The organism is Labilibaculum antarcticum, from assembly GCF_002356295.1.
Taxonomy (GTDB): Bacteria; Bacteroidota; Bacteroidia; order Bacteroidales; family Marinifilaceae; genus Labilibaculum; species Labilibaculum antarcticum.
In genome coordinates this window covers 82,876-108,718 of record NZ_AP018042.1, presented here as the reverse complement: position 1 = coordinate 108,718, position 25,843 = coordinate 82,876, and the positions used below count along the sequence as shown (strand labels likewise).

The window sequence follows — 25,843 nt, the reverse complement described above, 5'->3', positions numbered from 1 at the left end:
CATTCCGGGTTTTGCATTTAGAAGATAAGCGTTTGATCATTTGTACCTACTGTTTTGCCATTTGTACCCGCCGTTTGATCATTTGTACCCACTGTTTTACCAGTTGTACCCACCGTTTGATCATTTGTACCCACTGTTTGGTTATTTGTACCCCTAGTTGGCTGTTTTTGAATGGGATTTTGCATCTGATTTTTCAAATTGATTTTTAATAAAATTGAAACCAGTCGACATTGAAAACTGTGTTCTCGCCTTTAAAAACAAGGTATAAAGCGTGTTTACCTTTTGTTGATGTTATTTCACAGTTCGAAAGTTGAAATGCTGTATTGCTTATTGATTTAGAGATTTTGCAGCTTCCAATCATTTCACCATCAGCTTGATCTAATCTTAATTCAACCAAGGCTTCATCGGAAATATTCGTTTTGATTCTGAAATTTTTCAATTGCTTATCAAAAGTCAGATATTTATAGGCAGCGAAATCACCATCAGCGATATGGGTTAATTCCTCATTTGGAATGTCATTGGATTCACTTTCATCAATAAATATTTTTCCAGATAATAGACAAGCTCTTTCCGCTTGCATCAAATTGCCTGCAGGTAAAGCTTGTAAAGCTCCTTGTGTTGTCATTTCCACTTCACTAATTGTTCCATCAGCATTAATTGTAATTGGCTCGATACAAGCTTTACGGAATTTTTGTGAGTTATGAGTTGATCGATGGTAAAAAACGTAGCATTTGTCATTAAAAAGCTCAATAGAACCATGATTGTTCCAAACAGAAGGATCGCAACCCATGTTATCAATAATAACTCCCTTGTATTCGAAAGGTCCCATTGGGCTTTTACTCATCGCATAACCCAGACAAGTTGGACGATTTTCGCGACTGTCATCAGCAAAAACAAAATAGTACCAAGCTCCAATTTTTCGAATGGATGATCCTTCATGAAAAGCTTTATTTCCTGCTTCATCCAAAGGAAGAGTGATTGTGGAAGAGTCTATTTCGCACATGTTTGCTTTTAGCCTGGCAACTTTTGGTTTTCCCTGTCCCCAGAAGTAGTATCCCTGTCCATCTTCATCAACTAAAACGGCAGGATCAATCTGATTGGGCCCCTTAATTTGTTTTCCAGCAGTAAATGGACCTAATGGAGATTTACTGGTTGCGACTCCTTCGGTAAGTGTTTTGCCCGGAGAGCAGTAATACAAATAATAGGTTCCGTTTTTATAGGCGCAATCGGGCGCAAACAAGAGTTTATCATGATAATCTACCTGATCGTTTTCACCTTTTGAAGCAAATGCATTTTCTGCAATGCTCCAAGTTTTTAAGTCGTCGCTAAATAGCACATGATGTTTGTAGGAACACCAATATTCATCACTTTCGTCACGCGATCCGTAAAGATATATTTTCCCATCTTGCCAAGTGTGAGCTTCCGGATCGGCAATATACATTCCTGCAGGTACAATAGGGTTTTGTGCCTGAGTAAAGCTTACTGCACCAAGAAATATAATTAGATTCAGGGCCAATTTCTTCATGATATTTCTATTTCAAAATGATTTTATAAACCAAAGCAGCATCCGCTTCAGCAGGTTTCTTATTGGGTTGTTGAACCTGTAAACCAGCTTTTGTTTTCTTCCACTTTATAGTTTCCGAACTACCTAAAACCGAAACTGATTTTATTTTTAGATCTTTTGCTTTCCCACTAAAAGTAGCTAAAGTTCTTTCAGGTGTTTTATCGTTCCATCCCAACTGAATAGCATATACTGTATTGCCTTTTTTGGTGTAACGCACATCTTCAGCGTTCAGCTTACTCAAACCTTGTTTAATGGCTCCGTATTCATTCCATGCATCTTCTGGGTCACGCTTTAGTTCTGTTGTACCTTCGCCAAAGGCAACAAAAGGGCGCGTATTGTAAATTGCTTCACCATATAATTTCATCCAGGCACCAATTCCCTGCATTGCCTTCACTTGTTCTTCAGGAATGGTTCCATCGGCCATCGGTCCAGCCGATAAAAGCATAACTCCATTTTTACTAACTACTTCGGCCAACATACGAATAGCAATTTTAGGTTTTATGGCAGTTCGCTTTGTTTTATCGTAGCACCAGGAACTTCCTAATATGAAATCGGTGATCCAAACTTCAGGAGTAATATCCTCCATGGTAGCACGTTCCACATTTACCACCGCTAATTCGGTAGGGAAGAAGTCACCTTTTGTGTTTACAACAACTTCTTTGTTTTCTTCCGCCGCTTTGTTAAAATAATTGGCTAAGAACTGTTTCCTATGTGATTCTTTAATAAACCGTTGGCCAAAATCCATCCAAATATAATCAGGACAGAATTCGTTAATTACTTCGTTCAATTTTCCTAGCCATAAGTCGTTGGCCTCGTCGTAATCCATATTGCAGTACAATTTGCGATACTTTTCATCCTGAGGTACTTCACAATTATCGTACACCAAATTGTATTTACTTACCGGACGCAAATAAGAATTCTCAGGTTTTGGGTAAAACATGTTATGGAATCCATGATGAAAGGTTGCCATGAACTTTAAACCGCGTTTATTTGTTTCTTCAGCGATGGCTTTTACCACATTGATGTGAGGTCCCATATTTGCAGAATTCCATTCATTTACTTTGCTATCCCATAAAGAAAACCCATCGTGATGCTCGGCAATGGAACCGATAAATTTAGCACCCATGCCTTCAAATAGATCAACCCACTCTTTAGCATCGAACTTTGGAGCTTTCCACATTGGAATAAAATCATGATAATCAAAATTTTCGCCATAAGTAGCCCTGTGTTCTTCATATATTTCACTTCCCCAAATATTTTCGCGATCGGGAACATACATCCAACGTGCATACCATTCACCACCTTTCGCAGGAACAGAGTACACTCCCCAGTGAAAATAAATACCCAATTTTGCATCGGCAAACCATTCTGGAACAGCTTTGTGTTTCTTTAGGTTTTCCCAATCGGGCGTGTATTTTTCTTGTGCAGTACTTATTTTCACAAATGAAATAAGCGCAATAAGTAGGGCGATTTTAATGTGTTTCATATTTGGGTATATCTTTTATTGGTTGTTCCTAATTGCATTAGTTGCCGATATTCGAAAATGTTATTTTTTAATCAATTCAAGATCGCTGACTATTCTGTTCTCTGAATTTTTATATGCGTTTCCTTCCAAATCATGTACATCAAACTAAAATGCTCCTCACGATGATTATTTTGTTCTTTAATTTTATCATCGTTGATTCAGTTTTCGTATTAATTTTCGCTTCAAGTTGTCCTGTTAGATGGTGTTATAAAATTAGATGGTTTTCATCGATTGCACACGAACTATTTAGTCTTCTATTAGGGGGGGAATTGAGATACTTTTATTAGTCGACATTTTGGTTCCATTCTTAACTTATTGTACCCAGTGAATTCCTATTGTTAAGGTATTGTAGTATTTATTTTTACCCTTTGGAATTAACTTTCCACGTTCTATATGAAAGCAAAAATGCCAAAGCAACAATGGGATAAGTAAGAGCTTTGGCATTGTAATGTTTTGGTATATAGTGTTTACTAGTGAAGTGTGGCTTTACGACACCTAAGGTCTCAAGAGTTTCGACTTCTCTTTTAATAATAGATTTTCCCAATAAATTAATAGTTCTAAATCACTGGATTCCTCATTTAAATTCTTCTTTTCCATTCCTGTTTTAAAGTATTTTGCCGATGATATTTTTGCTTGGTTAATGGTTTCTGCTGATTCAGGAATCATATTCTTTTCAAACTCTTTCATGTTTTCCGAAAGTATTTTAAAGAGTTTCTTCTTTACTGATTTATACTCCTTATTGTCAGCCAAATTCTTCATTTCCATAGGATCTTGTTCCAGATCGTAAAGCTCAATTTTGGGTCGGGTAGGAGCCATAAATTGATTGTACGGAGCTTCCAACTTTCCATCTGTAGCAAGTTGTTGGTACAAGGCAAAAGCAGGATATTGTAACTTTTTATAACTGCTTAATTGCATCCATGGCATGTTTGGCATTCTGTTCCAGAGTAATTTGTATTTACCATCTGAAATACTACGGATATTATCAGGAGCATCACCAGTTCTTTGTTTGAAAGCGTAAATGTATCCGCGTTTTTGAGCTTTATCTCCTAAAAAGATTTGACCATGCATCTGCTTTGGGATTGTAATGCCAGCCAAATTCAAGGAAGTAGCTGCCACATCAACCAAACTTACCAATTGATCATCAACTTGATTGGCCTTGATTTTATTTGGATAACGAATGATTAATGGAATTTTGATGCCACCTTCGTATAAAAACTGTTTGTCGCGCAAATGTGGTCGGCCATGATCACCAAAAACAATTACGATTGTATTATCTGCCAGTCCTTGCTCTTCCAACCGCTTTAAAATTTCACCAACATAATGGTCGCAATGCTGCACACTTTCCAGATACCAAGCCCAATCGGCTTTCAATAAAGGATGATTTGGGTAACAGTTTGGCAGACTTTTTACGGTCTCAGGATTGATAGGATTTTCAGTATCATGATGAAAAGTTCGATGAGGATCGCTAATCTGAACTTGAGCAAAAAATGGTTGATCTTTTGCTCTCTGTTTCCAATCAGTTCCATCATATTTCACCTTATCTAAAAAGTTATAATCTTCTTTCCCTTTTTTGTCCCAATTCTTGGCGCTAGCATTTGTGCAGAAATAGCCTGCGCTTTGAAAATATTCAACTATGGTATGAATATCATCAGGAAGCTTAGTCCTATTTATGGTTCTATGATCCTGACAATTTATGCTTGTTGGATACATTCCTGTAATCATGGAAGAACGACTGGACGAACAAACCGATGCATTGGAATAAGCTTTGGTAAATCGAACGCCCTCCGTCGCCAATTGATCAATATTAGGCGTTTTCACATCAGGATTGCCGTAACAGCTTAATTCAGTACCTAAATCATCACCATTAATCCAAAGGATGTTAGGCCTTTCCTGGGCTTTTAAAGCGATAGAAAGGATTACAAGTGCAAGTATTAGTAGGTTTTTTTTCATTGAACTTATTGCTTGTTATATTCTTTCGTGATTTTTAAAGGAATTTGCACATTAAACGAGTGCCTTACATTGTTCTCATCGATTGTATCTGCGGCACAGATTAATGCAATTGGTTCGCCATCCTCAACAATAACCTGAGGTCGTTCCAGGTGATCGAAATGTTGCATTCTTCCATCTTCCCAAGTAAATGAACGATCTGAGATCATGAAATTCTTTGCCTTTTGCCAGTCTATACCATCTTCCGATTCGTAATGAACCAAAGAAAATAATCGTTTTTTACCTTCATTATGGATGTATTTTACGATAGCGCGGTATCTTCCATCCTGATACCAGATATATGGATCTTCGGCAGGAAAACGAACACCTTCTTCCAGAAAAACAGGATTTGGATATTTTTTGAATGGACCAGTAGGACTGTCGGCAATTGCTACCATGTGAACAACTGGTCCTCCTTGTGGCAATGGGAATTTCTTACCAACTGCTTTGTAAACCATTAAAATTTTACCATCTGCCATTTGACAAACCGAAGGATTGGAAGTCATTAAAGCATCAGGAGCCAATGAGTCACCCTGTGTGATATCTAAAACAGGTTTGTCAAATCTTTTCCAGGGACCATTTGGATCATCAGCAACAGCAACTCCAATGCGCTGGTTGTTTCGATGTGTCCAATTAATTTTGGCTTTACCAGGAACGCTTACAATCTTTTTATCACCAATATTTCCCATATAATAGAGGTAGTATTTGCCATTAAATTTGTGGACTGTTGGATTGTGTGTACACGAACCGTCCCAAAAATCGGTGCTTCGCTCAGCAAGGGCTACATCTTTAAATTTATAGGGACCAAAAGGAGATGCTGATGTTGCATGAGCTATTTCAGAATAGTTGACCCATTCCCAACCGATATTTTTCGGCCAACGTGAGTACAACATGTGGTATAATTCATCATTACCTTTAACAACAGAACCACCCCAGTGACTTAAACTATCACCACCTGAAAATACTGAGTGTTTAGATACTTTGCCGAATTCTATTTTGAAATCGGGGGTTGATTTTTGTGATGAGCAAGCCGCTAATAGAATCAAAGCAAATATTTGGATTAACCTCACTGTTTTCATGTCGTTTTTCTTTTTATTTATTTTTACTTTTTCCTGATAGATCAGTTGTCTATTTAATTCTTTGTAACATTCTCTGCTCTAAATCATTATTGTGGAATTTCGTTTTGGTCAACTTTATATTGTTTTTTTAGCTTTTTCAATTCATCTTTCATTTCAACAACTTTACTTTGTTGATCCGAATTGCCGTAAATATTATTCATCTCAGAAGGATCTTTAACCAAATCGTAAAGTTCCCATTCTTCACCATTTGGAACATCGGTACCGTAGAAACGGATTAATTTGAATTGCTTGTTGGCAACTCCTTCGTGACCCAGTACGTTGTGGGCTCCAGGGTATTCGTAATAATGATAGTATAAGGATTCTCTCCAGTCATTTGGAGTTTTCCCTTTTAACAAAGGAACGATGCTTTTCCCTTGCATATCTTCTGGTATTGCTACACCGGCTAAATCAAGAAAAGTCTCGGCAAAGTCAATGTTTTGCACCATGTCGGTATTCACAGAACCTGGTTTAATAACATTTGGCCATTTTACGATGAGTGGTGTTCTGAAGGATTCTTCGTACATGAGGCGCTTATCGAACCAACCATGTTCGCCCATGTAGAATCCTTGATCAGAAGAATACATTACAATGGTGTTTTTATCCAAACCAGACTCTTTCAGATAATCCATAATTCGTCCTATATTTTCATCAACAGACCAGATGCAACGAAGGTAATCCTTCATGTAGATCTGATATTTCAGTTTTGTGAGTTCTTCTCCTTCCAAATCTAGATCTTTGTACTTTTCCCTTCTTGAATCAAAACGATCATCAATCCCAACTTTTCTGAAATACTCATTGTCTTGTTTCGTCATTTTTAGGTCTCGATCCAAGTTCATGTTATCCAGAATGCTTAATTCTTGTTGATGAGCCGCAGCACCTCTTGTTGCGTAATCATCGTGTAAATTAGCAGGTTCAGGAATCGTGATGTCATCGTACATTTTCATGTGTTCTCTCTTTGGAATCCAGGGACGGTGTGGAGCCTTGTTATGAACCATCAACATAAAGGGCTTGGACTCATCTCTTTTGCCTTTCAGCCATTCCAAAGATTTATCTGCGATGATGTCTGTGGTGTATCCTTCATATTGCTTTTCCCCATCATCAGAAAGAAAAATCGGATTCATATAGGAACCCTGTCCCAGCAGCACTTCCCAATAATCAAATCCCTGCATCTTCCCATCCAAATGAATCTTTCCGATCATAGCGGTTTGATAACCGTTCTGACCAAGGATTTTCTGAAATTGTTGTTGATCGTGGTTAAAGACTACATTCTTTTTGTTATTGTACTTCAGATGCATGTGACTCATCTTTCCGGTCAGTAAAGTTGCACGACTCGGCGCACAAATGGAATTTTCCACATAACACTTGTCAAAACGCATTCCTTCTGCAGCCATTTTGTCAAGATTAGGAGTCATATTGATATCCTGCAATCTTCCGCCATAAGCACCTATGGTTTGATAAGAATGATCATCTGAGAAAATCCAGATGATGTTGGGTTTTTCAGCTTTCTTGCAAGATGCTATAGAAAGGATCAAAATCATCAAAAAGCCAAAAGCTTTGAGCAAGCGAGTTGTTTTGTGGGGGTTCATGGTTTGTTTTTTTATGTATTTCAATTTATAAAGTTTTATTATTTGCTGATCGAGTTCTTTCTCTTTTCTTATCCCTGTCACTCTGGAAGAGAGTATACACTCTGCATAATCCATTCTAACTTGTGACCCGGTAATTCGTTCAGCAAGTGCTACATCTTTAAATTTATAGGGACCAAAAGGGGATTCTGAGGTTGCATGAGCTATTTCTGAATAATTGACCCATTCCCAACCAATATTTTTTGGTCAATGTGAGTACAGCATGTGGTATAATCCGTCATTCCCTTTTACAATAGAGCTACCCCAACGACTAAGAAGCTGTTTAAAAATTTAATGATTTTACTAAGACTTTGCTTATTTTAGCAAAGTTTTGGCCTTTTTATCAAAGGCTTAACTGATTTTACAAAAGCTTTGGTAATTTTATTAAAAGCTTTCATTATTTTACGAAAGCTTTAATAGATTCATTAAAGCTTTCGTTTTTTCACCAAAGGTTTTAATGAATTCAGTAGAGCTTTACTGATATCTCCAAAAACGCTCCTAAGCTAATAAACTGTTTTGAAATTTATCTTTTCCCACAAGCTAAAAGCCTCATTACTCGGTTAAATCATCTTTAAACCGTTTCTAAGACTATCACCTCCGCTAAAACAGATAGCTTTAATATTTTCTCAAATTTTATTTTATAATCCGAGCTTACTTCTTTCTTTTGATTGTAGGTATTAAAAATTAGTACTAAGAATACGAAGTAAATTATTTTTCTCATTTTTAATACGGATATAAAATTATTACTGCAAATGTAATATTGCTTCTTGAGGAACTGCAGCACCCAGTTTCACACTCAATTCACCCGGCGATGCATTCCCAACTATAATTTTATAATCGCCCTTTCTCCATACTTTTTCGCCTTTCTGGTTAATTATCTTTAAGTTTTCAGAATCAATTAAGAAGTTCATTGTTTTCTTTTCCCCTTTTTTCAAAGAAACACGATTAAAGGCCTTTATGCTTTTTAAAGGAATACCACCAGTAGTGTCTTGCGGACAGATATAAAGCTGCATCACTTCATCAATATCAAACTTGCCAATATTGTTTACATCTACTTTTACCTCAAGGGACATATTCGGCTTTAGTTTTGTCGTATTTAGTTGAATGTTACTAAGTTTTGTTGTAGAGTATGTTAATCCAAATCCGAAAGGAAATAGAGGCTCTTTCGTCATGTATTTATAAGTACGCCCTTTCATCGAATATGCTTCGTAAGGGGGCAGTTGATCTACATTTTTTGGAAAAGTAATTGGAAGGTGACCCGATGGAGATATTTTACCAAACAATACATCCGCAACCGCATTTCCACCTTGCTCTCCAGGATACCATATCTGTAGAATGGCGTCACAATGCTCTTCGATGCCTTCTAACGAAACAGGACCACCACTGGCAATTACCAGAATTAAAGGACTGTCTTTTTTCTTTTCTATGATCTGATGGATATAATTAATTTGGTTTTGAGGTAATTTAAGGTCTACCTTATCGCCACCATGTGCCGATGCAATTGCATCTACTCCTTCACCTTCCATATCTGCAGTTGTGCCAACTACACAAATAGTAACATCCGATTCGGCAGCTACATTAGGAGCCCAGTTTTTAGGGTTGATGTTATCCTGAAACGGCAGTGCTCCGCTCCGATAATTAAGCGATGTTCCCAAAGAAACCGCATCGGTAATACCTTCCAGAATAGTTACTAATCCCGTACTTACACCATAATAACTCCCCATTAACATATCATTTGAGTTAGCGAATGGTCCGGTAACATAAGGCACTTTTATTTCAGGAGAAAGCGGTAAAACGTTATTCCTGTTCTTTAATAGTACAATGGATTTTTGGGCTGTTTCTCGAGCCAAAGCAATATGCTCTTTGCTATGAATGTGCTCAGAACCTAATTTGGAATATGGATTGTCAGCTGGATCTGCATCAAACATGCCTAAGCGGAAACGTGTCTTAAACAATTGTTCCACTCGTTCAGTAATCAGATCTTCAGTCACCAATCCTTGTTGCAATGCTTTTTTCAAGTTGTTATAAGAACCTCCACAGTTTAGGTTTACGCCCGCTTTTAATGCCAGAGCAGATGCTTCAAGAACAGATTTAGCATATCCCTGTTTGCCGGCAGCACCCGAAATAGCACCACAGTCCGAAGTCACATAACCATCAAACTTCCAGTCTTCCCGCAAGGTTTCTTTTACCAAAAACTCACTGGTACATGAAGGTTTACCAAACACCATATTGTAGGCTGTCATAATACCTTCAACTTTAGCTTCGGTTACCAAAGCCTTAAATGCAGGGAAATATGTTTCGTACAAATCTTGTTTCGAGACTTCTACATTAAATTCCAGTTTGCCATGCTCTGGTCCCGAATGCATTACAAAGTGCTTGGCACAAGCTGCAACTTTCAGATGGTTTGGAGAATTACCTTGTAAACCTTTTACAAAAGCCACTCCAATTCTAGACATTAGAAACGGATCTTCTCCGTAACATTCCTGACCACGTCCATATCTAGGATCGCGAAAAACATTAACCGTTGGCGACCAAAAAGTTAAGCCTGCAAATTTACTATGGTTTCCCATTTGTTGCGCAATGGTATATTTTGCACGAGCCTCTGTCGAGATGGCTGAAGCCACTCTTTCTACCAATTCAGGGTCAAATGTGGCGCCTAAACCAATAGCTTGCGGAAAAATAGTAGCCTTACCATTACGAGCCACTCCATGAAGTGCTTCGCTCCACCAGTTGTAATCGGGTACATTTAGTCGGGGAATTGCAGCAGATACATGAGTCATCTGACTGATTTTTTCTTCAATGGTCATTTGAGAAACCAAAATTTCAGCTCGCTCCTCAATGGGAAGGCTGGCATCCAAAAATGAGAAATTAACATCTTGCGCACTAACAGTTACGTTTATGAGAAGCAGGCTTAACAAAACCAGAAATACATGTAATGATCTGTTCTTCATTTTTATATAATATTTAAGCACTTTGTGCGATTAGTTATTAATTCATAAGCCACTGGATATTCAGATATTTAATCGAAAGAATTCGGCCTTTACTGTTTTGTTTTTTTTAATGGGATAACTAAGGAATAAGATATTTCACTGTCCTTTGGTAGAATGGCAATAATCAATGCTTTGGGAACACCATCTTCCATATAAAATTTGGGCATATCAGCGGTACGTTCTGTTTTTGTAACAGAGCCATCGGTCCATTTTATTTCTCCAGCCTTGAGAACAAGAAAATTTTTGGCAGGTTTCCAATCCAAGCCCATATCGTCTGATTCGAACAACATTGTAGAGCCATCTGGATAATCGCTCCATGCACCGCGTGAGTCTTTAGCAATGCAATAGTAGTTGCCATTGAAAATCCATTCCAAATGATCGTCAATGGCGAATGATGCGCTTGGATGTGTAATGAATGGAATACCAGTATCTTCAAAAGGACCCATAGGAGATATGGAAGTGGCAGTTACATGAATCACTTTTCCATTTTTAAATTTTGGATGCGGTTTCACATACTTATAGATTAGCAAAAACTTCCCATCATTACGTTTCGAAATGGTTGGTGTCGAGGTCATCATTCTATTTCCTGTCACATCAATTAAAGGCTTGTCAAATCGTTTCCATTCACCATTTAAATCATTGGTGACAGCCAAGCCCACGCGTTGATTGTTTCGATTTACCCACCATTCTGCATCATCTTTTATAGATGGTTTTCTATCGTCAGGAGTTTTTTGCCAGTAACCACTTCCATGGTTTCCCATATAGTAGAGATAGTATTTGCCATCCTGTTCTATTACATGAGGATTATGAGTGCAATCACCATCCCAAAATTCATTCCCGCGTGCAGGAAGCACAACATTCTTGAACTTATAAGGACCTGTAAGCTTATCAGAAACAGCGTGTGCTATCTCTGAGTGTGTTACCCATCCATGATGCCCGCGTGACTTTAACCAGCGAGAATAAATGGCATGGTATTTTCCATCTTTTCCTTTCAGTACGTTGGTCCCCCATACATTATAATCTTTCTCACTAATAATGTTCGATTTATCAAATTTCTCTGGAAGGAGTTTCTGGAAATCAAAATCGGTTTGTGCAGTACATACTTTACTAAGGATTATCCATGTAATTATTAATGCAGTTATTAGCCTGTATTTCATAGGATAGTTTTTAATCGTTCTTGTTTGGTTTGCCTTTACGTTTTGTTTTTAAACCGCCTAATCCTTGCTTAAAATAAACATCCGGTTTGTGCCAAACTCCTGTCCGCTTTAAGGATGGTTCATTACAATCTAGGCTTAGGTCACAATCAACACGGGCAATAATAGAATGTTGATTTACACCATATTTCCCCGCATTAATAAAGTGACATAGCCCCCAGCTTACACCTCTTCCGTAATTTGTATTTGTAAAAGCATCGGGAGTATAAAAACCAGTTGCTGTTGGAGTTAGTGACACACTCGAAGCGATTTTGAAATTCACTCCATCCTCAGCGTACTGCATAGTTTCTCGCTCGTTTCCATCTTTAATCACTAAAGCGGCAATTCCTTCTTTAAATGGAAAGTAAGTTGTTTCATGACCTGAATTCAAAACGGGATTTAAAGGGTGTTTTTTGAATGGTCCAAACGGATCATCTGCGATTGCTAAGCCGTGTGCAACAGCATATTTATCTCTCAAATCAGGCCATTTGTTATAAGCAGCCTTGTAATACAAATAAATTTTTCCTTTGTAAACAATTGGATGAGGGTCTTGTGTCTGGTCTTGATCCCATTCTCCTTTTTTTCCGAAAGGAACTACCGTTTTACCTACATGTGTCCATGGACCATCGGGCGAATCGGCATAGGCCATTGAAATAGGACACCAATCTCCTTTTGTTCCACTTGGTTCATTAAAAGCCTGGAAATACAAGTAGTATTTTCCTTTCCAAACAAGAATATCAGGTGTCGCAATAGAGCGCCATCCTAAAGCCGGTTTTGCTGGTCTTGCCACGGCAATACCTTGTTCATCCCACGTAAAGCCATCTTCGCTCGTAGCGTACCAAAGGTCGCATAAATCCCAATCGGTAGATGGAATTTCATCCGTAGCTTCAGCCGCACGTTTAGCCCCAATGGGCGGTACTTTAGTTTGTCTTTTGGTGTACCACATATAGTATTTGCCATTTACAAAAATGGGGCGGGAAGGATCACGACGTGAAATGGTTCCATCATGATTATTATAATCGAGGCCTTCTAATTGGGTGTACTTGAATAGCGAATAAAGTTCGTTGTCCTGCACACGTGGTGTAGAATAATCGAACATGCGTTCTATGGCTGAGCTCATCGGAAAGTCCGGTTTTTCTGTTGGCATTTTATGTGGAAACACCTGATGTTCCGTTTTTTCAGATTGCTGATTTACTTGTTGTTTGCAAGATGAACTTACAAACAATAGTAAGCCAATAAATAGAATAGATTGAAGTTTGATCGTTTTCATGATTGGAATAACTGATGATATAGATTTACTTCCTTTTATTTTCCTTTACTTTTTTTGTCTGATCGTTAATACGTTCACGTTGCTTGATATTTATTCCTTGTTTAAAATAAACATCGATGTTGTGAAAGGTGCCTGTTTGTTTCATCACGGGATCATGTATATCCTGGCTAAGGTCACAATCGAAACGTGCAAGAATGGAGTGCGGGTTAATACCATTTTTACCAGCATTGGTAAAGTGGGAGAGTCCCCAGGTAATTCCTCGGCCATCAGTTGTGTTGGTAAAAGCATCAGGTACAAAAGGGCCTGGTGCAATAGGGGTCATTTCGGTGTATGCAGCTACCTCGAAGTTCACCCAGTCTTTGGCATAATTAATGGTAAAGTGCTCGTTGCCATCTTTTACCATGATTGCTGCCACACCTTCTTTGAAAGGGAAAAGACTTACTTCATGACCTGAGTTCAATACAGGATTTAAAGGGTGTTTTTTAAATGGACCCATTGGATCTTCCGCAATGGCTAAACCTCCTGCTACCCAAACATTACCCGGACGATTAAAAGCTGATTTGTAATACAGATAAATTTTGCCATCGTGAACCAATGGGTAAGGATCGTGAATAGCATATTGATCCCATGAACCTTCTGGTCCATTCTCAATTACCGCACCTTTAACAGGTGTCCATGGTCCGTTAGGAGAGTCGGCGTACGACATTGCTACAGGGCAATAGTCTCCACTTTTTCCACTAGCTTCCAAAAAACCTTGGTAATACAAATAATATTTTTCTTTCCATTTTAAGATATCAGTTGTAGAAACTGAACGCCAGCCTACTTCTGGCTTTGGAGGTCTGGGAATGGCAACACCTTGCTCTTCCCAGGTAAAACCATCTTCACTGGTAGCATACCAAATTTCACATAAATCCCAATCGGTGGAGGGAATGCTATCTGTACTTTCTGCAGCTCGCGCTGCACCAATAGGTGGAACAATTGTATTTCGATAGGTGTACCACACATAGTATTTGCCATTTTCAAAGATCACTTTCGATGGGTCGCGACGCGAAATCGTGCCATCGTGTCCATGATAATCTAATCCTTTTAATTCAGTGTATTTAAATTGTGAATACAGCTCATTATCAAAAGGATGAATTCCGTCGTAATTTTCGAAGCTTCGTTTCATGGCAGCACTCAACTCGCGATTGGCTGTTTCTTTTGTTACGGTGTATGGGAAAGGCCCTTGCTTTGAATCGCAAGAAGAGAGAATTACAGCTACTATAAAGGCAATAATAATGTTTTTCATCTTTTATTTTGGGTTGATTAATTTTTGATACCATTCTCTAAGTTCAAGAGTAGATGTTCTGTCGTCTAAAAACATGGCGCTTGCATGTGCACCTAATCCTGAATTGACATATTGGGTTGATATATTAGCTTCAGAAAGCATTTTGCATGGTTCCTCACCCGAATTGTCGGTGTGAAAATACTCGCCTCGAAAGCGTTTTATTCGTGATTTGGCGTCTTCCATTTTTGCTCCTTGCCAGCCATCACCATCATAATGTTGGCAGGCATGAATTCCTTTCCACAAAGAAGCAATTGCATCGTTACGTAAACCAATAAAACCGCAAGCAATGGCACCTCTCGAAAAACCTGTCAAAATTAATTTGTCCTTATCTCCTCCATATTTTTGGATGATTTCAGTAACTGTCTCGACGGAGAGCTTGGCAGTATGATCAGGATTTTCCCAGCCATCCTCCGAGATATCATTCGAATTGTCATTTACAAAAGGCATGCTGATCCATATTGCACCTTCGCCTTTGCTCATTCCATAACCAATGGTACAAGCTTCAGGTCGCCCAGATGAATAACAATGCTCTGTGAAATAGATATTACCCGGAAATTCAACAATTACAGGGTACTTTCTATTTGGTTTCCAATCGGTGGGCAAGTAAAGTGCAGTATACTTTTTACTTCCTTTTAAACTATTGGGCTGATACCAAACCCTTTTGCCTTCATGAGGACTTGTGTATTCCAGATCAGGTACTTCCAAACGTGCAATGGGTGTTTTCCATTCGTCAATACTTCCAACAGCTTTTAATTCACTTACCACCAGTCTTGAATCAAGCTGAGGTTTTACCAACATAAACTGAATGCGATTTATTCGATTTGGATTGATTTTTCGTGTTCCATCGGGAAATGTATCCCTTAAATTACAGCTTAAGGTTTTGCTCTCTCCAACATTCAGTTTTGCTTTCGCTACTACAGCATCCCAACCTTTATTGGCATCTACCCAGAATATAATTTCTACAGGCACATCACCAGCATTTGTAAATTGAGCTTCTATACATTGAGTTTTTCCCAAATTCCAAGTGTTTTCTGGGGTCGAAATAGTACACCAAGCATATTTCAGTTTCTCAATGGAAGTAATATATAAGGTTTTGTTTGTTGTTTCGTGCAGGAATTCTGCTTCTAAACCTCTTGAGTTTGGCAATTCTGTTCCATTCGGAATATGATTCCATAATTCAACTTCTTGCGAAGAGGTTTTACAAGAAATTGTAAAAAATACAATAATCAATGTAATGAACAGTTGCTTTGTCATTCTTTGGTTTATTTCAAAAAGAACTACTATTAGATGATCCATAAATTTATTGAAACCAATTAATTTCTTTGAACTTAATCATGTTCAATGGCAATTCAAAAGAATGAACAAGATAAAGTTCAGATAATCAGGTGTTATTTGTGGTTTTCTTTGACTTTTAGGCTAAATATAAAAACGAGTTTTAAAGAAAAGTTGCTACTGTTGAGTAAAAGTTCAGTAATTAAATGGACGTTATTTTGAACTTTCTTAAAACAAAAAGAAATGAGTCTTAAAACCATAAAGGTAAAAGACTCATTTTATTTAATAAGTGTACAAATTTAGTTGTTCAAAACACTCAATTTAACAGAACTAACTCTTCCTCCATTTTCATTGAAAGTTAATTTGATAAAGTTGTTTTCTTTGATCATTTCAGATGGAATATTTACCTCAATAACACCAAAGAAACCAGTTTTGATTCTATCCGCCTGATCGTAACCTTTCCAATCTATAGGGAAATCAATTTTTTGTCCATTAAAAGTTAAATTTGCTTGAAGCGATTTATCCAACGGACGAGCAATTCCCAATTTTAAACTTGCTCTTTCCACATTTGGCTTCACTTTATTCATCTCAAATGCAATTGGTTTTTTATCTTCTATTGGTTTTAAATATTCACTTGCATAATAGTTTGTAAGCGTTAAGTGCTTATTTTGTTTGAGTTTTTTCTTAAAAGTATACTCCAAAATTACAGCTTCATCTTTTCTTAATGCAAGTTCTTTTGTATCAGTGGAAATAGATTCGGTTTCTAAATTTGGTTTTCCATTTGCCAAAAATAATCTTCTAATTTTTAAGGATTTTACATTTGGTAAATTTTTAAAGTTTAGATCTACCTTACTTTCGTGAAGTTCCAAATTACTTAAGACAATATATGCTTTGTTATTATCAACAAAAGCGTGAGTCAATACATCAGGATCTGAAGATTGAATATCCGTATAATTGCCTTTTACATCCTTCCAAAATTCATAGAGTTTAATCAAGTGAGTCCATTCATATTTGCCATTTACTTTTCGCAGAATAACCCAAGGATAAGGATCATTTCCTGGAGTTTTAAACCATTCAGCTTTGCCAGTGATAAAGGAAACTACTTTTAGAATTTGATCGGGGCGATCCATGAATTGCATTATTTGGTGATTGTACGATCTAATGTTCTTCCAATCGCGTAATTCACTGTATGGAGTTCCTTGCCAATCGGGTCTTGTCATGCCATGTTCCGAAAAGACAATGGGTTTTGGTTGTCCCCATTTAATCGCTCCGTAGGCATCAACCAAATCCATAATTGCTTCGGCATTACTTCCAGTACGAAATGAATCGCCACCCGTAACATTTTTGCCATCGTAAATGTGATAGGATAAAAAATCCATTTCAGCACCCGCTACATCCATGAATAATTTCATGCGTTCCTCCCAATGTCTAAAATCCCACAATTCAACCGATGGCCAAGCGGACGAAAAGCCACCAATCTTTAGTTCGGGCACTTCTTTGTGCAAGCCAATAGCCAAAGCTTTGTGAAATCGAGACATCTCAAGCCTAACATCTTCAGCTTTTGCTCCTTTTATATCTGTGGTATGAACAAATGGCTCATTTAAAGGTTCATAGAATTTTGGTAGTGGAACTTCACCATCTTCTTTTTTACCATATAGCTCTTTAAATTCAGTCACTACGTAATCGACTTCTTTTGTGTAATCTGCATTTAATCCTTTCCATTCAAATCCATAGTTGCCATGTTCGCTTGTAGGATGTGATGTATAGATAAGATCGCGACTTAAATTGATAGGCGAATGCTTGTATTTCAAATAATTACTTCGTGATTTTTGAATGTTCTTCATGTGTTGTTCCTTAGACATTAATCCTTGAATGGATTTATTTCCAACGGTAGGAGCTCCAAATGATCGTCCAAATCCAACATCTAGTTTTTGTAAATAAGATAATTCTTCTTGGTTGAAGCTGTTAGCAGTAGCATGCATGTTGAAGAATTTAGCTCGATCAAGACTTGAAATGTTCCCATAACTTTTACTCGCACTAAAATCAACAGTCACTTGGGATTGTCCCCAAATAAAAGTTGTAGTAAGCACAATTAGTAAAGTGGAACCAATTAGTTTGTGAATTTTCATTTTATAATAATCTTATTTTGATGATAAGGAGATGTTTGCCGATTCTAAATCAACTGATTTTGCTGTGATTATTATTTCACCTGCAGTATTTGTCGACTTAATAATTGCCAGACACTTGCCATTGAAAGCATTTCTATAGTTTGCCTGAAATGGTTCATGACTCATGTTGTTTCCGTTTCCAACACCCGCAATTACAGCAGGACCATCAATCGAAAATTCAATCTTGTTGTCTGCTTTGGGAACTAGGTTGCCGTCTTTATCTACAACAGTACACTCCACATAAATTAAATCCTGACTATTGGCAGTCATTTCAGTTTTACGTGTCGAAATAAGAATTTTGGCAGGAGCGCCTGCAGTTTTTACTGTTTTTTCAGCAACTTGATTACCATTTATATAAGAAATGGCTTTTAGTTCACCCGCTTGATATACAGCATCCCACGATTGATATTCAACGCCTTTGGTGTCGTTTTTTTGTTTCCCCAATGATTTTCCATCCTGGAATAATTCAACTTCATCGCAGTTGGTATATGCGTAAACGGTTACCGTTTCACCTTCATGTCCTTCTAAATTCCAATGTGGAAAAATATGTACCATGGGTTGATCAGTCCATTGTGATTGGTAAAAGAAAAATCCATCCTTAGGAAATCCACATAAATCAATAGGAGCAAAAGATGAGGAGCGAGCAGGCCAACCGAAAGGAATAACTTCTCCCAAATAATCGAAACCTGTCCATATAAACATGCCCATCACATAGGGCCGATTTTTCACCCATTTCCAGGCATCCATACCGCTTTCGCCTCTAATATCTCTTCCTTCTACCCATTCATAGGCATCTTTGTGTTCGTAAGCTAATTTATCCCACCATGCTTTTTTATCATCTCCATACAAATAAGTTCCTCGAGGGTAAAACGATTGAGCTGATTCGTGCTCGGTAACAATTGCCATGGTATTAGGTTGTAACTTGCGTTCTTTAATAAAACCATCATCTTTTATGTAGTTATAACCGTAAATATCGCTTGTTGCAGCCGCAGTTGAATCGGGCCAAACTCCCCAACCATAGCCATGCACTCCGTTGGTTACAGGACGGTAATCTAATTTGTGAACAATATCAGCCAAGCGCTTTCCAATTGGTGCTCCTTCTGGTCTGCGCATTTGGTCAATTTCGTTTCCGATACTCCACATGATAACCGATGGATGATTACGGTCACGCAATACAAAATCTGTTAGGTCCTTATCTGCCCATTTTTTAAATATGTCGGCATAATAATTTACTGGTATTCTAATTTTTTCGCCATTTTGGGTTGTTGCAGGTTCTTTTACTTTTTCCCATTCGTCGAACATTTCGCTCATCACAAAAAAGCCCATGCTGTCGCAGATATTCATAAATTCTTCGGAGAAAGGATTGTGTGCGGTACGTACAGCATTACATCCCATTTCTCGAAGAATTTCTAGTTGGCGTTCGGTCGTTCTTGCATAAACGGCAGCTCCTAATGGACCACCATCGTGATGCAAGCAAACCCCTTTTAGCTTGATGTTTTTGCCATTTAAAAAGAATCCATTTGTCGCATCAAATTCAATTTTACGAATACCTGTTTTTGTGTTCTCAGCGTAAGCAACATTTCCATTTACAATTAGTTCTGTTTTAATTCTGTATAAGTTAGGAGTCGTTGGATTCCAGAGCAAAGGATTTTTTACTTTTAGTGTAGATTTGTTGATTTTACTTTCCCCAGCAGCTAAGTTTTCTTTGGTTTCGATACTGCTTACTTCATTACTGTTTGAATCAAATGCAGTTTGTCGAACGATGATACTTTTTTCCTCGTTGTAATCATTCTTAATCTCTGTTTCTATTTTGATTGTAGCTTCTTTGGCAGAACAATCATTGGTGACAATGTAATTTCCCCAAACAGGAACGTATAGTTTGTCGGTAGTAATTAAATGTACATGACGGTAGATTCCTGTTCCTGTATACCAACGAGAACCTGGTTGCGCCGAATTGTCAAGTTTTACAGTTAATGTATTGTTGCCACCAAAATTTATGTAGGGAGTCATATCGTAATGAAATGACGCGTAGCCAAGAGGCCGAGTCCCCAAAAAATTTCCGTTAATCCACACCTCAGAATTTCGATAAGCTCCTTCAAAGTAAATCACAAATCTTTTATCTTTTTGGTTTTTCTTAATCTCGAAGCTTTTGCGGTATGCACATTTGCCGGCAGGCAACCAGGCACCTCTCGAAAAAGAAGCATTTTCCTTACTAAAAGGACCTTCAATACTCCAATCGTGTGGTAAGTCAACATCTTGCCATCCTTGATCTATAAAATTAGGGTTTTCAGCACCTATGGCTTCCCCTTTTGTAAACTTCCATCCAAAATCGAATAGATCTTTAGAGTTTTTAGGCTGGTTTGCTTGGCAGCCAGCTAAGAAAATGATTGCTACCAATAGAATTGATGTTTTTAATCTTTGCATTTGTATATTTTTCAGGGTGAAGTCTGAGGATTTCTAGTACGTAATTTTACCGATAATGCGTGCTTGAAAGAATTTTATGCTGGTATGCCCGAAGTAACCACTTATTTTGATGCTTTATTTGAAGTGTCGGGGAAGGCACGAACTGATATAAGTTGTGAGCTGGTTCGATTTGATGTGCTGGAGATATAAAGTAACTCATCCTTAATTAAGGAATGAGCTACTTTAAATATCTGTTTATTTCTTATTAAAATAAAGAAATCTTTGCTGTATCAATTTGTTATCTGCAACATTTTTTTGAAGTCTATCTTGTTTTAAATCAAAAGAATAGTTTAGTTCTCCATCTCTCATTAAAACGATTGAGTTAAGAATTAACAATGCCTCAGCTTCATCATTGGCTTCATAAAGAGCATCGCTCATAATTTCAACAGGATTTTCATTATTAGCTAAAGCTAAGTATTCGGCTGCACGAACTCTATTGATCAATTCAGGATCATTCTTCGATATCTCTTTTGTTAAGGCGATTAGCTTAGCATCCTTTTTCTGGAAACTACTACAAACAAGTAACGCCCAGTATCTTTCCCATGGATCATTTGACTTTAAGTAAGATTTGATTTCACTTTCAACCGAATCAAAATCAGAAAGCTGTAGGTTGGCGATGTGAAGATATCCACGAATCTCTTTTTTGTGTTCTTGTCCAAAACTTGCAGGATCGCTAATTGCATTTTTAAGTAAGTAATGTTCCGGATAGAAAGACAGATCAGGCATGCTGTTTTCCCAGATTTCCAATTTACCTCTTAGCTCCAATAATTTGGCTGTGTATTTTGAATCTGCAGCCAGATTGTTTGTCTCAAACGGATCTTTTTCAATATCGTACAAAGCCTCAGCTTGTTTTGGTTTAAAAAAGGCAGCTTGTACATCGTTTAATTTCCCAGCTTCATATAAATCTCTCCATTGCTGGTAAGCCAATTGCTTGTACCTATAGTTATTCATCAAACCATCGAAATTGAACGGCTGGTAATTTCTAATGTATTTGAAATTCCCTTTTCGAATGGCTCTAACCATGTCATATTTCTCATCAAATCGGTCTGCGTAAGAGTAGGTCTCATCTCTGGCTTCCAATTGCTCTTTACTAACTCCCTTGCCAAGGAAGGCTTTTCCATCCATGTTTTTAGGTACTTCAACACCAGCAAGATTCAGTACAGTAGCTCCAAAATCAACAAAACTTACAAAGCCATCTGTTTTAGTCCCTTTTTCCAGGTCTACAAGATCTTTATATTTTTCAGGGATATGAACAACAAGAGGTACGTGCAAACCTGTTTCGTACAAATAACCTTTACTTCCAGGTAAAACTCCACCATGATCGCCGTAATAGAAGATGAATGTGTTTTCAAGCAGACCATCTTCTTTTAGTTTATTTACGATTTCACCCACTTCGGTATCCATGTGAACAATGTCGTCTCGGTAACGGGCGTTAGTATATTTAAATAATTCGGTTTGAGGATGATTCGGTTGCACAAAACAGGAGTCTGGATTGCATTCTGTTTTCTCAGTTTGAAATTGCTCTTGTGTGAAATGCACATGACCTTCGTGAGTTGTGCCAATGTTTTGAACGTGAAAAAAAGGCTGACCTTCTTCTCTGTTTCTCCAGCTGGCTTTGTTCAAAGAACTATCCCAAACATCATCCGCCTTAATGATATTGTAATCTTCTTTGGAATTGTTTGTGGTATAATAACCTGCTTTCCGAAGATAGGCGGGAAACATTTCCATCGAATCCTGAAGAGCAATGCATTCCATTTTACGATGGTAATGCGAAGCCATTCTAGGACCATAACAACTCGCAATAAGCGTAGAACGAGCGGCACTGCATACTGCAGCATTAGAAAATGCACGATTGAAAATTACACCGTGATTTGCTAGCTTTTCGATATTTGGAGTTTCAACACCATTTTCATCAAATAGGCTCATGTAGTGTTTCGAGTTGTCTTCTGATACGATCCAAACAATATTTGGATGATCAATAACTGGCTTTTCTACACTACATGAGGTTTGAACCGCAAATAGAGATAGAAGACCAGCTGTCAGGTTAAGATATTTCATTGGTTTATTAGTTTATTGATAATGTTTTTCCAGTAGAATCACCATTTTTTCTAATTGTATTGTACTTATCGAACATCGTATTGATGCGTTGCTGATGAGCCTCCGATTTGATGAGGTTTTGAGCTTCATTTTCTGTCGGATTATCATTTAGGTTATAAAGAGCAATAGCAGTTCGTTTTTGATCCGTTTTGTCTTTTTTATCAATCTGGATGATTAATTTCCAATCATCTTCAATTAGAACCAATTCTCTTCCGGTTCCTCCTTGCAACATTAAAAATGCATGAGAATCTGCTTGTTTCTTATTTTCAAGAATTGGTAATAGATTGTAAGAGTCCAAAGCTTGATCTTCAGCTATTTTTTGTTCTGTTATAGCTGCAAGTGTTGCCATAATATCTAATCCTAAAATAGGCTCGCTTGATATCTGGTTTGCTTTAATTTTTTTTGGCCAGCTTGCAATAAAAGGAACTCTATGTCCACCTTCAAAAGGAGTATTTTTTCCTCCGCGGTAAATGTCGCTCGGACTATGACCCGAAGCCAAGGTTTTTTTATCTCCTAGCAAACCTCCATTATCCGAAGTGAAAATGAAAATTGTATTTTCGTAAATTCCTTTCGCTTTTAAAGCTTCCACAAACATTCCCATTTGCACATCCAGCTCTTTAATCATATCCATATGTTTGGATGGGGTAGTGCCGGCAATTTTAATACCGTTTAGTTCTTTCGAAGGAGTGTGTGGCAAGTGCACAGCCTGAGAGCAGTAATACATAAAGAAAGGCACTTTTTTATTGGCATGTTCGTTGATGTAATCAACAGCTTTGTGCGCCAAAAGGGGTCCCATATTATGCGGATCCCAGTTTGAATCCCCTAATCCTTCCGACTTATCCAATTTCACATCGATTTTAGACATGTTATCCTTAGAGATATAGGTGATTTTGGAATCGTCTGCTAATGGCATCCAATCACCATTTTCGTAAACAGCATAAGGAACATCTTGTATTCCAGCAGGAAAGGTAAGACTGTAGTCAAAACCATTCTGAACAGGTCCACCACCAACTATTTTTGTGATATCAACATCCAATTGGGGTTTGTAACGCGGACCTCTGTAAATCGTGTTCGCATCATCTTTGCGATGATAATCGCCACCCAAATGCCACTTGCCTAAAAATGCAGTATGGTATCCTGCCTGTTTCATTAGTTTGCCAAGAGTTAGCTGATTTTCTTTAATTGGAGATTGTTCGTAAGCTCCCCAGACTCCCCATGGTTTCGGGCTACGGTAACAACTATTACCTGTCATTATTCCGTAACGCGATGGAGCACAAAGCGCTGCCGGTGCATGAGCGTTTGTAAATACAACTCCTGCATTAGCAAGTTTATCGATATTTGGTGTTTCAAGAATAATATTATCAGAGTGCATCCTACGATAGTGCGATACATCACCCAAACCAAGATCATCGGCTAAAACAACAATTACATTTGGAGGATTTGTGGCGAACAAACTGGTTGTAAGTATAAATAAGCCAGCAATCAGGAAATATTTTTTCATGGTAGTATTTAAAGCTGAAAATTAAATATCGATTTTATTTATAACAAAGAGCAACAAGGGATAAATATGTTGAATAGGTATCTCTTGTTGCAAATTCATTAAATTTTTGGGCTACTTAAATTTGCCTTCTCCTCTTGTTGCTGCATCAATGTAATCCTGTCTTTTTTTCTCTTCTTTCGAAAGATTTTGAGCATGTGGATCCTGCCACAATGCAGGCACAGTCTCTTTGTCCCATTCTGCATATAAACCTTTCAGTTCTTCCAACTTTTCAGGAAGCTCCAAACTTAAGTTTGTGTGTTCGTAAGGATCATTTTTAATGTCGAATAAAAAGAATTCTTTTTTATATCCTGACATTACCATTTTGTATTTTCCTTTACGAACAGCATATCCAGCACCGTCAGAATACCTCCAGAACAATACCTTGTGTGGTGCTTTTTTGTTTTTACCATTCAAATAAGGCATAAGATCTACACCATCTAATTTTTTTGGATCTGGATATTTAACTCCTGTAGCCGCCAATATAGTTGGGTAAATGTCTAAAGCTGATATGGTTTTGGTGTATTTTTTGTTTGCTTCTACTTTACCAGGCCATGAAACAAGAAAAGGGATATGAATACCTCCTTCAAACAACATTCCTTTGTGTCCACGGTAAGGAGCACTGCTAGCACCACCAAGATGACCACCATTATCGCTGTAAAAGAAAATCAATGTATTATCATATTCACCTGTTTCTTTTAATTTGGCAATTACTTTTCCAATTCCGGCATCCATTCCTACAACCATCGCGGCATAAGCAGCACGCTTACCATCTTCAATGTGTTTTACTTTGTCGGTGTATTGTTTTGTTGCCTGAACAGGAGCATGAGGTGCATTATAGGCCAGATACATGAAGAAAGGCTTGTCTTTTTTGCTGTAGGTCTCAATGTAATTTGCAGCCGCATTGGTAAAATCATCGGTAAGGTAAGTTAGTTCACTTCTTGGAACAACCTTACCATTTCTTAAGACTCCTGCTGTTGCAGGTTTATTTCCTGTATCTCCCCAGTAATTCATTCCACCACCCCAGAATCCAAACCAGTCGTCAAAGCCTCTATTGTTAGGCCAAAATTGAATTGAATCACCCAAATGCCACTTTCCAATGGCACAAGTTTGGTAATCATTTTTTTGTAAAAGCTCAGAAATCATTAGTTCACTTAAAGGAAGTCCGTCATCCACTTTAGCATCAGTGTATGGTAAGTTGTTTTCGTGTCCGAATCGTTGTTGATAACGTCCGGTCATTAACCCAGCTCTACTTGGGCTACAATATGGGTGAGATGCATATCCTTGAGTAAAAATAACGCCACTATTTGCTAATTGATCCAAATTAGGCGTCGGGATATCTGTACAGCCGTTAAATCCTACATCACCAAATCCTTGGTCATCTGAGAGGATAATTATTACATTTGGTTTCTCTGTTTTTTGCGAAAATCCTGATAAGGAAAGTAGTGCTAAGGAAATAGCGAGTACGGTTTTTTTCATGTCAAGTTTTGTTTTATGTTTTTTTGAAGTAATACGATCTGAATTTTGAAATAAAATTACAACAGCGACTATTTTAAATAGATATTACAAATTTAAGTCTTAAGCGGGGAAAGTCTGGGGTTGTTTTAGGTTTAATTAGGGGGGCTCAATGTGTAACTATACATTAAACTTTACATTTAATTTTTTTATAGTTTGGAATAAGAAAAAAGAGAGCTACTAATTCGGCGCAATC

Annotated in this window: 17 protein-coding genes; 1 reads left to right on the top strand and 16 read right to left on the bottom strand. The window is 37.7% G+C overall.

Features of this window, described 5'->3' with window-relative positions:
• Positions 1-17: 17 nt before the first annotated feature.
• The 13 genes from ALGA_RS22710 to ALGA_RS00330 all read right to left on the bottom strand — a co-directional run bounded on the left by ALGA_RS22710 (position 18) and on the right by ALGA_RS00330 (position 20,459).
• The gene (locus tag ALGA_RS22710; RefSeq protein WP_145957549.1) at positions 18-197 is read right to left on the bottom strand and encodes a hypothetical protein; all 180 of its coding nucleotides are present in this window, start codon (positions 195-197) and stop codon (positions 18-20) included.
• A gap of 8 nt (positions 198-205) precedes the next feature.
• Positions 206-1,525: a family 43 glycosylhydrolase gene (locus tag ALGA_RS00385; protein ID WP_096427412.1), complete on the bottom strand. Its 1,320-nt coding sequence runs from the start codon at positions 1,523-1,525 to the stop codon at positions 206-208.
• Between the two features lie 7 nt (positions 1,526-1,532).
• A complete protein-coding gene (locus ALGA_RS00380) occupies positions 1,533-3,050 on the bottom strand; it encodes an alpha-L-fucosidase (RefSeq protein WP_096427411.1) in 1,518 nt (505 codons plus the stop codon).
• 534 nt (positions 3,051-3,584) lie between these two features.
• Positions 3,585-5,039, bottom strand: a complete 1,455-nt coding sequence (locus ALGA_RS00375; protein WP_096427410.1) for a sulfatase family protein — start codon at positions 5,037-5,039, stop codon at positions 3,585-3,587.
• A 5-nt stretch (positions 5,040-5,044) separates the two neighbouring features.
• Positions 5,045-6,154 (bottom strand): glycoside hydrolase family protein, encoded by a 1,110-nt coding sequence (locus tag ALGA_RS00370; protein WP_096427409.1) that lies wholly within the window; start codon positions 6,152-6,154, stop codon positions 5,045-5,047.
• Positions 6,155-6,240: 86 nt separating this feature from the next.
• Positions 6,241-7,779 carry a sulfatase family protein gene (locus tag ALGA_RS00365; RefSeq protein ID WP_197705656.1) on the bottom strand — a complete coding sequence of 513 codons (1,539 nt, stop codon included), beginning with the start codon at positions 7,777-7,779 and terminating at the stop codon, positions 6,241-6,243.
• 779 nt (positions 7,780-8,558) lie between these two features.
• On the bottom strand, positions 8,559-10,766 hold the full coding sequence (locus tag ALGA_RS00360; RefSeq protein ID WP_096427408.1) for a glycoside hydrolase family 3 C-terminal domain-containing protein: 2,208 nt from the start codon (positions 10,764-10,766) through the stop codon (positions 8,559-8,561).
• An 89-nt stretch (positions 10,767-10,855) separates the two neighbouring features.
• A complete protein-coding gene (locus tag ALGA_RS00355; protein WP_096427407.1) occupies positions 10,856-11,962 on the bottom strand; it encodes a glycoside hydrolase family protein in 1,107 nt (368 codons plus the stop codon).
• Positions 11,963-11,972: 10 nt separating this feature from the next.
• A complete protein-coding gene (locus ALGA_RS00350) occupies positions 11,973-13,268 on the bottom strand; it encodes a glycoside hydrolase family 117 protein (RefSeq protein ID WP_096427406.1) in 1,296 nt (431 codons plus the stop codon).
• A 25-nt stretch (positions 13,269-13,293) separates the two neighbouring features.
• Positions 13,294-14,556 (bottom strand): glycoside hydrolase family 117 protein, encoded by a 1,263-nt coding sequence (locus ALGA_RS00345; protein WP_096427405.1) that lies wholly within the window; start codon positions 14,554-14,556, stop codon positions 13,294-13,296.
• A gap of 3 nt (positions 14,557-14,559) precedes the next feature.
• On the bottom strand, positions 14,560-15,849 hold the full coding sequence (locus ALGA_RS00340) for a hypothetical protein (protein ID WP_096427404.1): 1,290 nt from the start codon (positions 15,847-15,849) through the stop codon (positions 14,560-14,562).
• A gap of 317 nt (positions 15,850-16,166) precedes the next feature.
• The gene (locus tag ALGA_RS00335; RefSeq protein ID WP_096427403.1) at positions 16,167-17,996 is read right to left on the bottom strand and encodes a hypothetical protein; all 1,830 of its coding nucleotides are present in this window, start codon (positions 17,994-17,996) and stop codon (positions 16,167-16,169) included.
• A gap of 12 nt (positions 17,997-18,008) precedes the next feature.
• Entirely contained in the window at positions 18,009-20,459 is a 2,451-nt protein-coding gene (locus ALGA_RS00330) for a glycoside hydrolase family 2 TIM barrel-domain containing protein (protein WP_096427402.1), read from the bottom strand.
• A gap of 63 nt (positions 20,460-20,522) precedes the next feature.
• Between ALGA_RS00330 and ALGA_RS23430 the strand changes: the two genes are divergently transcribed.
• Positions 20,523-20,648, top strand: coding sequence for a hypothetical protein (locus ALGA_RS23430; RefSeq protein ID WP_262496437.1), 126 nt, complete (start codon positions 20,523-20,525; stop codon positions 20,646-20,648).
• Positions 20,649-20,693: 45 nt separating this feature from the next.
• On the opposite strand, the gene ALGA_RS00325 is transcribed toward ALGA_RS23430, so the two are convergent.
• The 3 genes from ALGA_RS00325 to ALGA_RS00315 form a co-directional block, all read right to left on the bottom strand.
• Positions 20,694-22,556 (bottom strand): sulfatase family protein, encoded by a 1,863-nt coding sequence (locus ALGA_RS00325; RefSeq protein WP_096427401.1) that lies wholly within the window; start codon positions 22,554-22,556, stop codon positions 20,694-20,696.
• A 7-nt stretch (positions 22,557-22,563) separates the two neighbouring features.
• Complete coding sequence (locus ALGA_RS00320) at positions 22,564-24,096, bottom strand: sulfatase family protein (RefSeq protein WP_096427400.1); 1,533 nt, start codon at positions 24,094-24,096, stop codon at positions 22,564-22,566.
• A gap of 111 nt (positions 24,097-24,207) precedes the next feature.
• The gene (locus ALGA_RS00315) at positions 24,208-25,611 is read right to left on the bottom strand and encodes a sulfatase family protein (RefSeq protein ID WP_096427399.1); all 1,404 of its coding nucleotides are present in this window, start codon (positions 25,609-25,611) and stop codon (positions 24,208-24,210) included.
• Between the last annotated feature and the right edge of the window lie 232 nt (positions 25,612-25,843).

Excerpts from the sequence above, each read along its gene's own strand:
- ALGA_RS00365 (WP_197705656.1), bottom strand. The coding sequence starts at position 7,779 with ATGAACCCCCACAAAACAACTCGCTTGCTCAAAGCTTTTGGCTTTTTG.
- ALGA_RS00385 (WP_096427412.1), bottom strand. The coding sequence starts at position 1,525 with ATGAAGAAATTGGCCCTGAATCTAATTATATTTCTTGGTGCAGTAAGC.
- ALGA_RS00350 (WP_096427406.1), bottom strand. The coding sequence starts at position 13,268 with ATGAAAACGATCAAACTTCAATCTATTCTATTTATTGGCTTACTATTG.
- ALGA_RS00375 (WP_096427410.1), bottom strand. The coding sequence starts at position 5,039 with ATGAAAAAAAACCTACTAATACTTGCACTTGTAATCCTTTCTATCGCT.
- ALGA_RS00360 (WP_096427408.1), bottom strand. The coding sequence starts at position 10,766 with ATGAAGAACAGATCATTACATGTATTTCTGGTTTTGTTAAGCCTGCTT.
- ALGA_RS00330 (WP_096427402.1), bottom strand. The coding sequence starts at position 20,459 with ATGCAAAGATTAAAAACATCAATTCTATTGGTAGCAATCATTTTCTTA.
- ALGA_RS00355 (WP_096427407.1), bottom strand. The coding sequence starts at position 11,962 with ATGAAATACAGGCTAATAACTGCATTAATAATTACATGGATAATCCTT.
- ALGA_RS00325 (WP_096427401.1), bottom strand. The coding sequence starts at position 22,556 with ATGAAATATCTTAACCTGACAGCTGGTCTTCTATCTCTATTTGCGGTT.
- ALGA_RS00345 (WP_096427405.1), bottom strand. The coding sequence starts at position 14,556 with ATGAAAAACATTATTATTGCCTTTATAGTAGCTGTAATTCTCTCTTCT.
- ALGA_RS00315 (WP_096427399.1), bottom strand. The coding sequence starts at position 25,611 with ATGAAAAAAACCGTACTCGCTATTTCCTTAGCACTACTTTCCTTATCA.
- ALGA_RS00340 (WP_096427404.1), bottom strand. The coding sequence starts at position 15,849 with ATGACAAAGCAACTGTTCATTACATTGATTATTGTATTTTTTACAATT.
- ALGA_RS00335 (WP_096427403.1), bottom strand. The coding sequence starts at position 17,996 with ATGAAAATTCACAAACTAATTGGTTCCACTTTACTAATTGTGCTTACT.
- ALGA_RS00320 (WP_096427400.1), bottom strand. The coding sequence starts at position 24,096 with ATGAAAAAATATTTCCTGATTGCTGGCTTATTTATACTTACAACCAGT.
- ALGA_RS00380 (WP_096427411.1), bottom strand. The coding sequence starts at position 3,050 with ATGAAACACATTAAAATCGCCCTACTTATTGCGCTTATTTCATTTGTG.
- ALGA_RS00370 (WP_096427409.1), bottom strand. The coding sequence starts at position 6,154 with ATGAAAACAGTGAGGTTAATCCAAATATTTGCTTTGATTCTATTAGCG.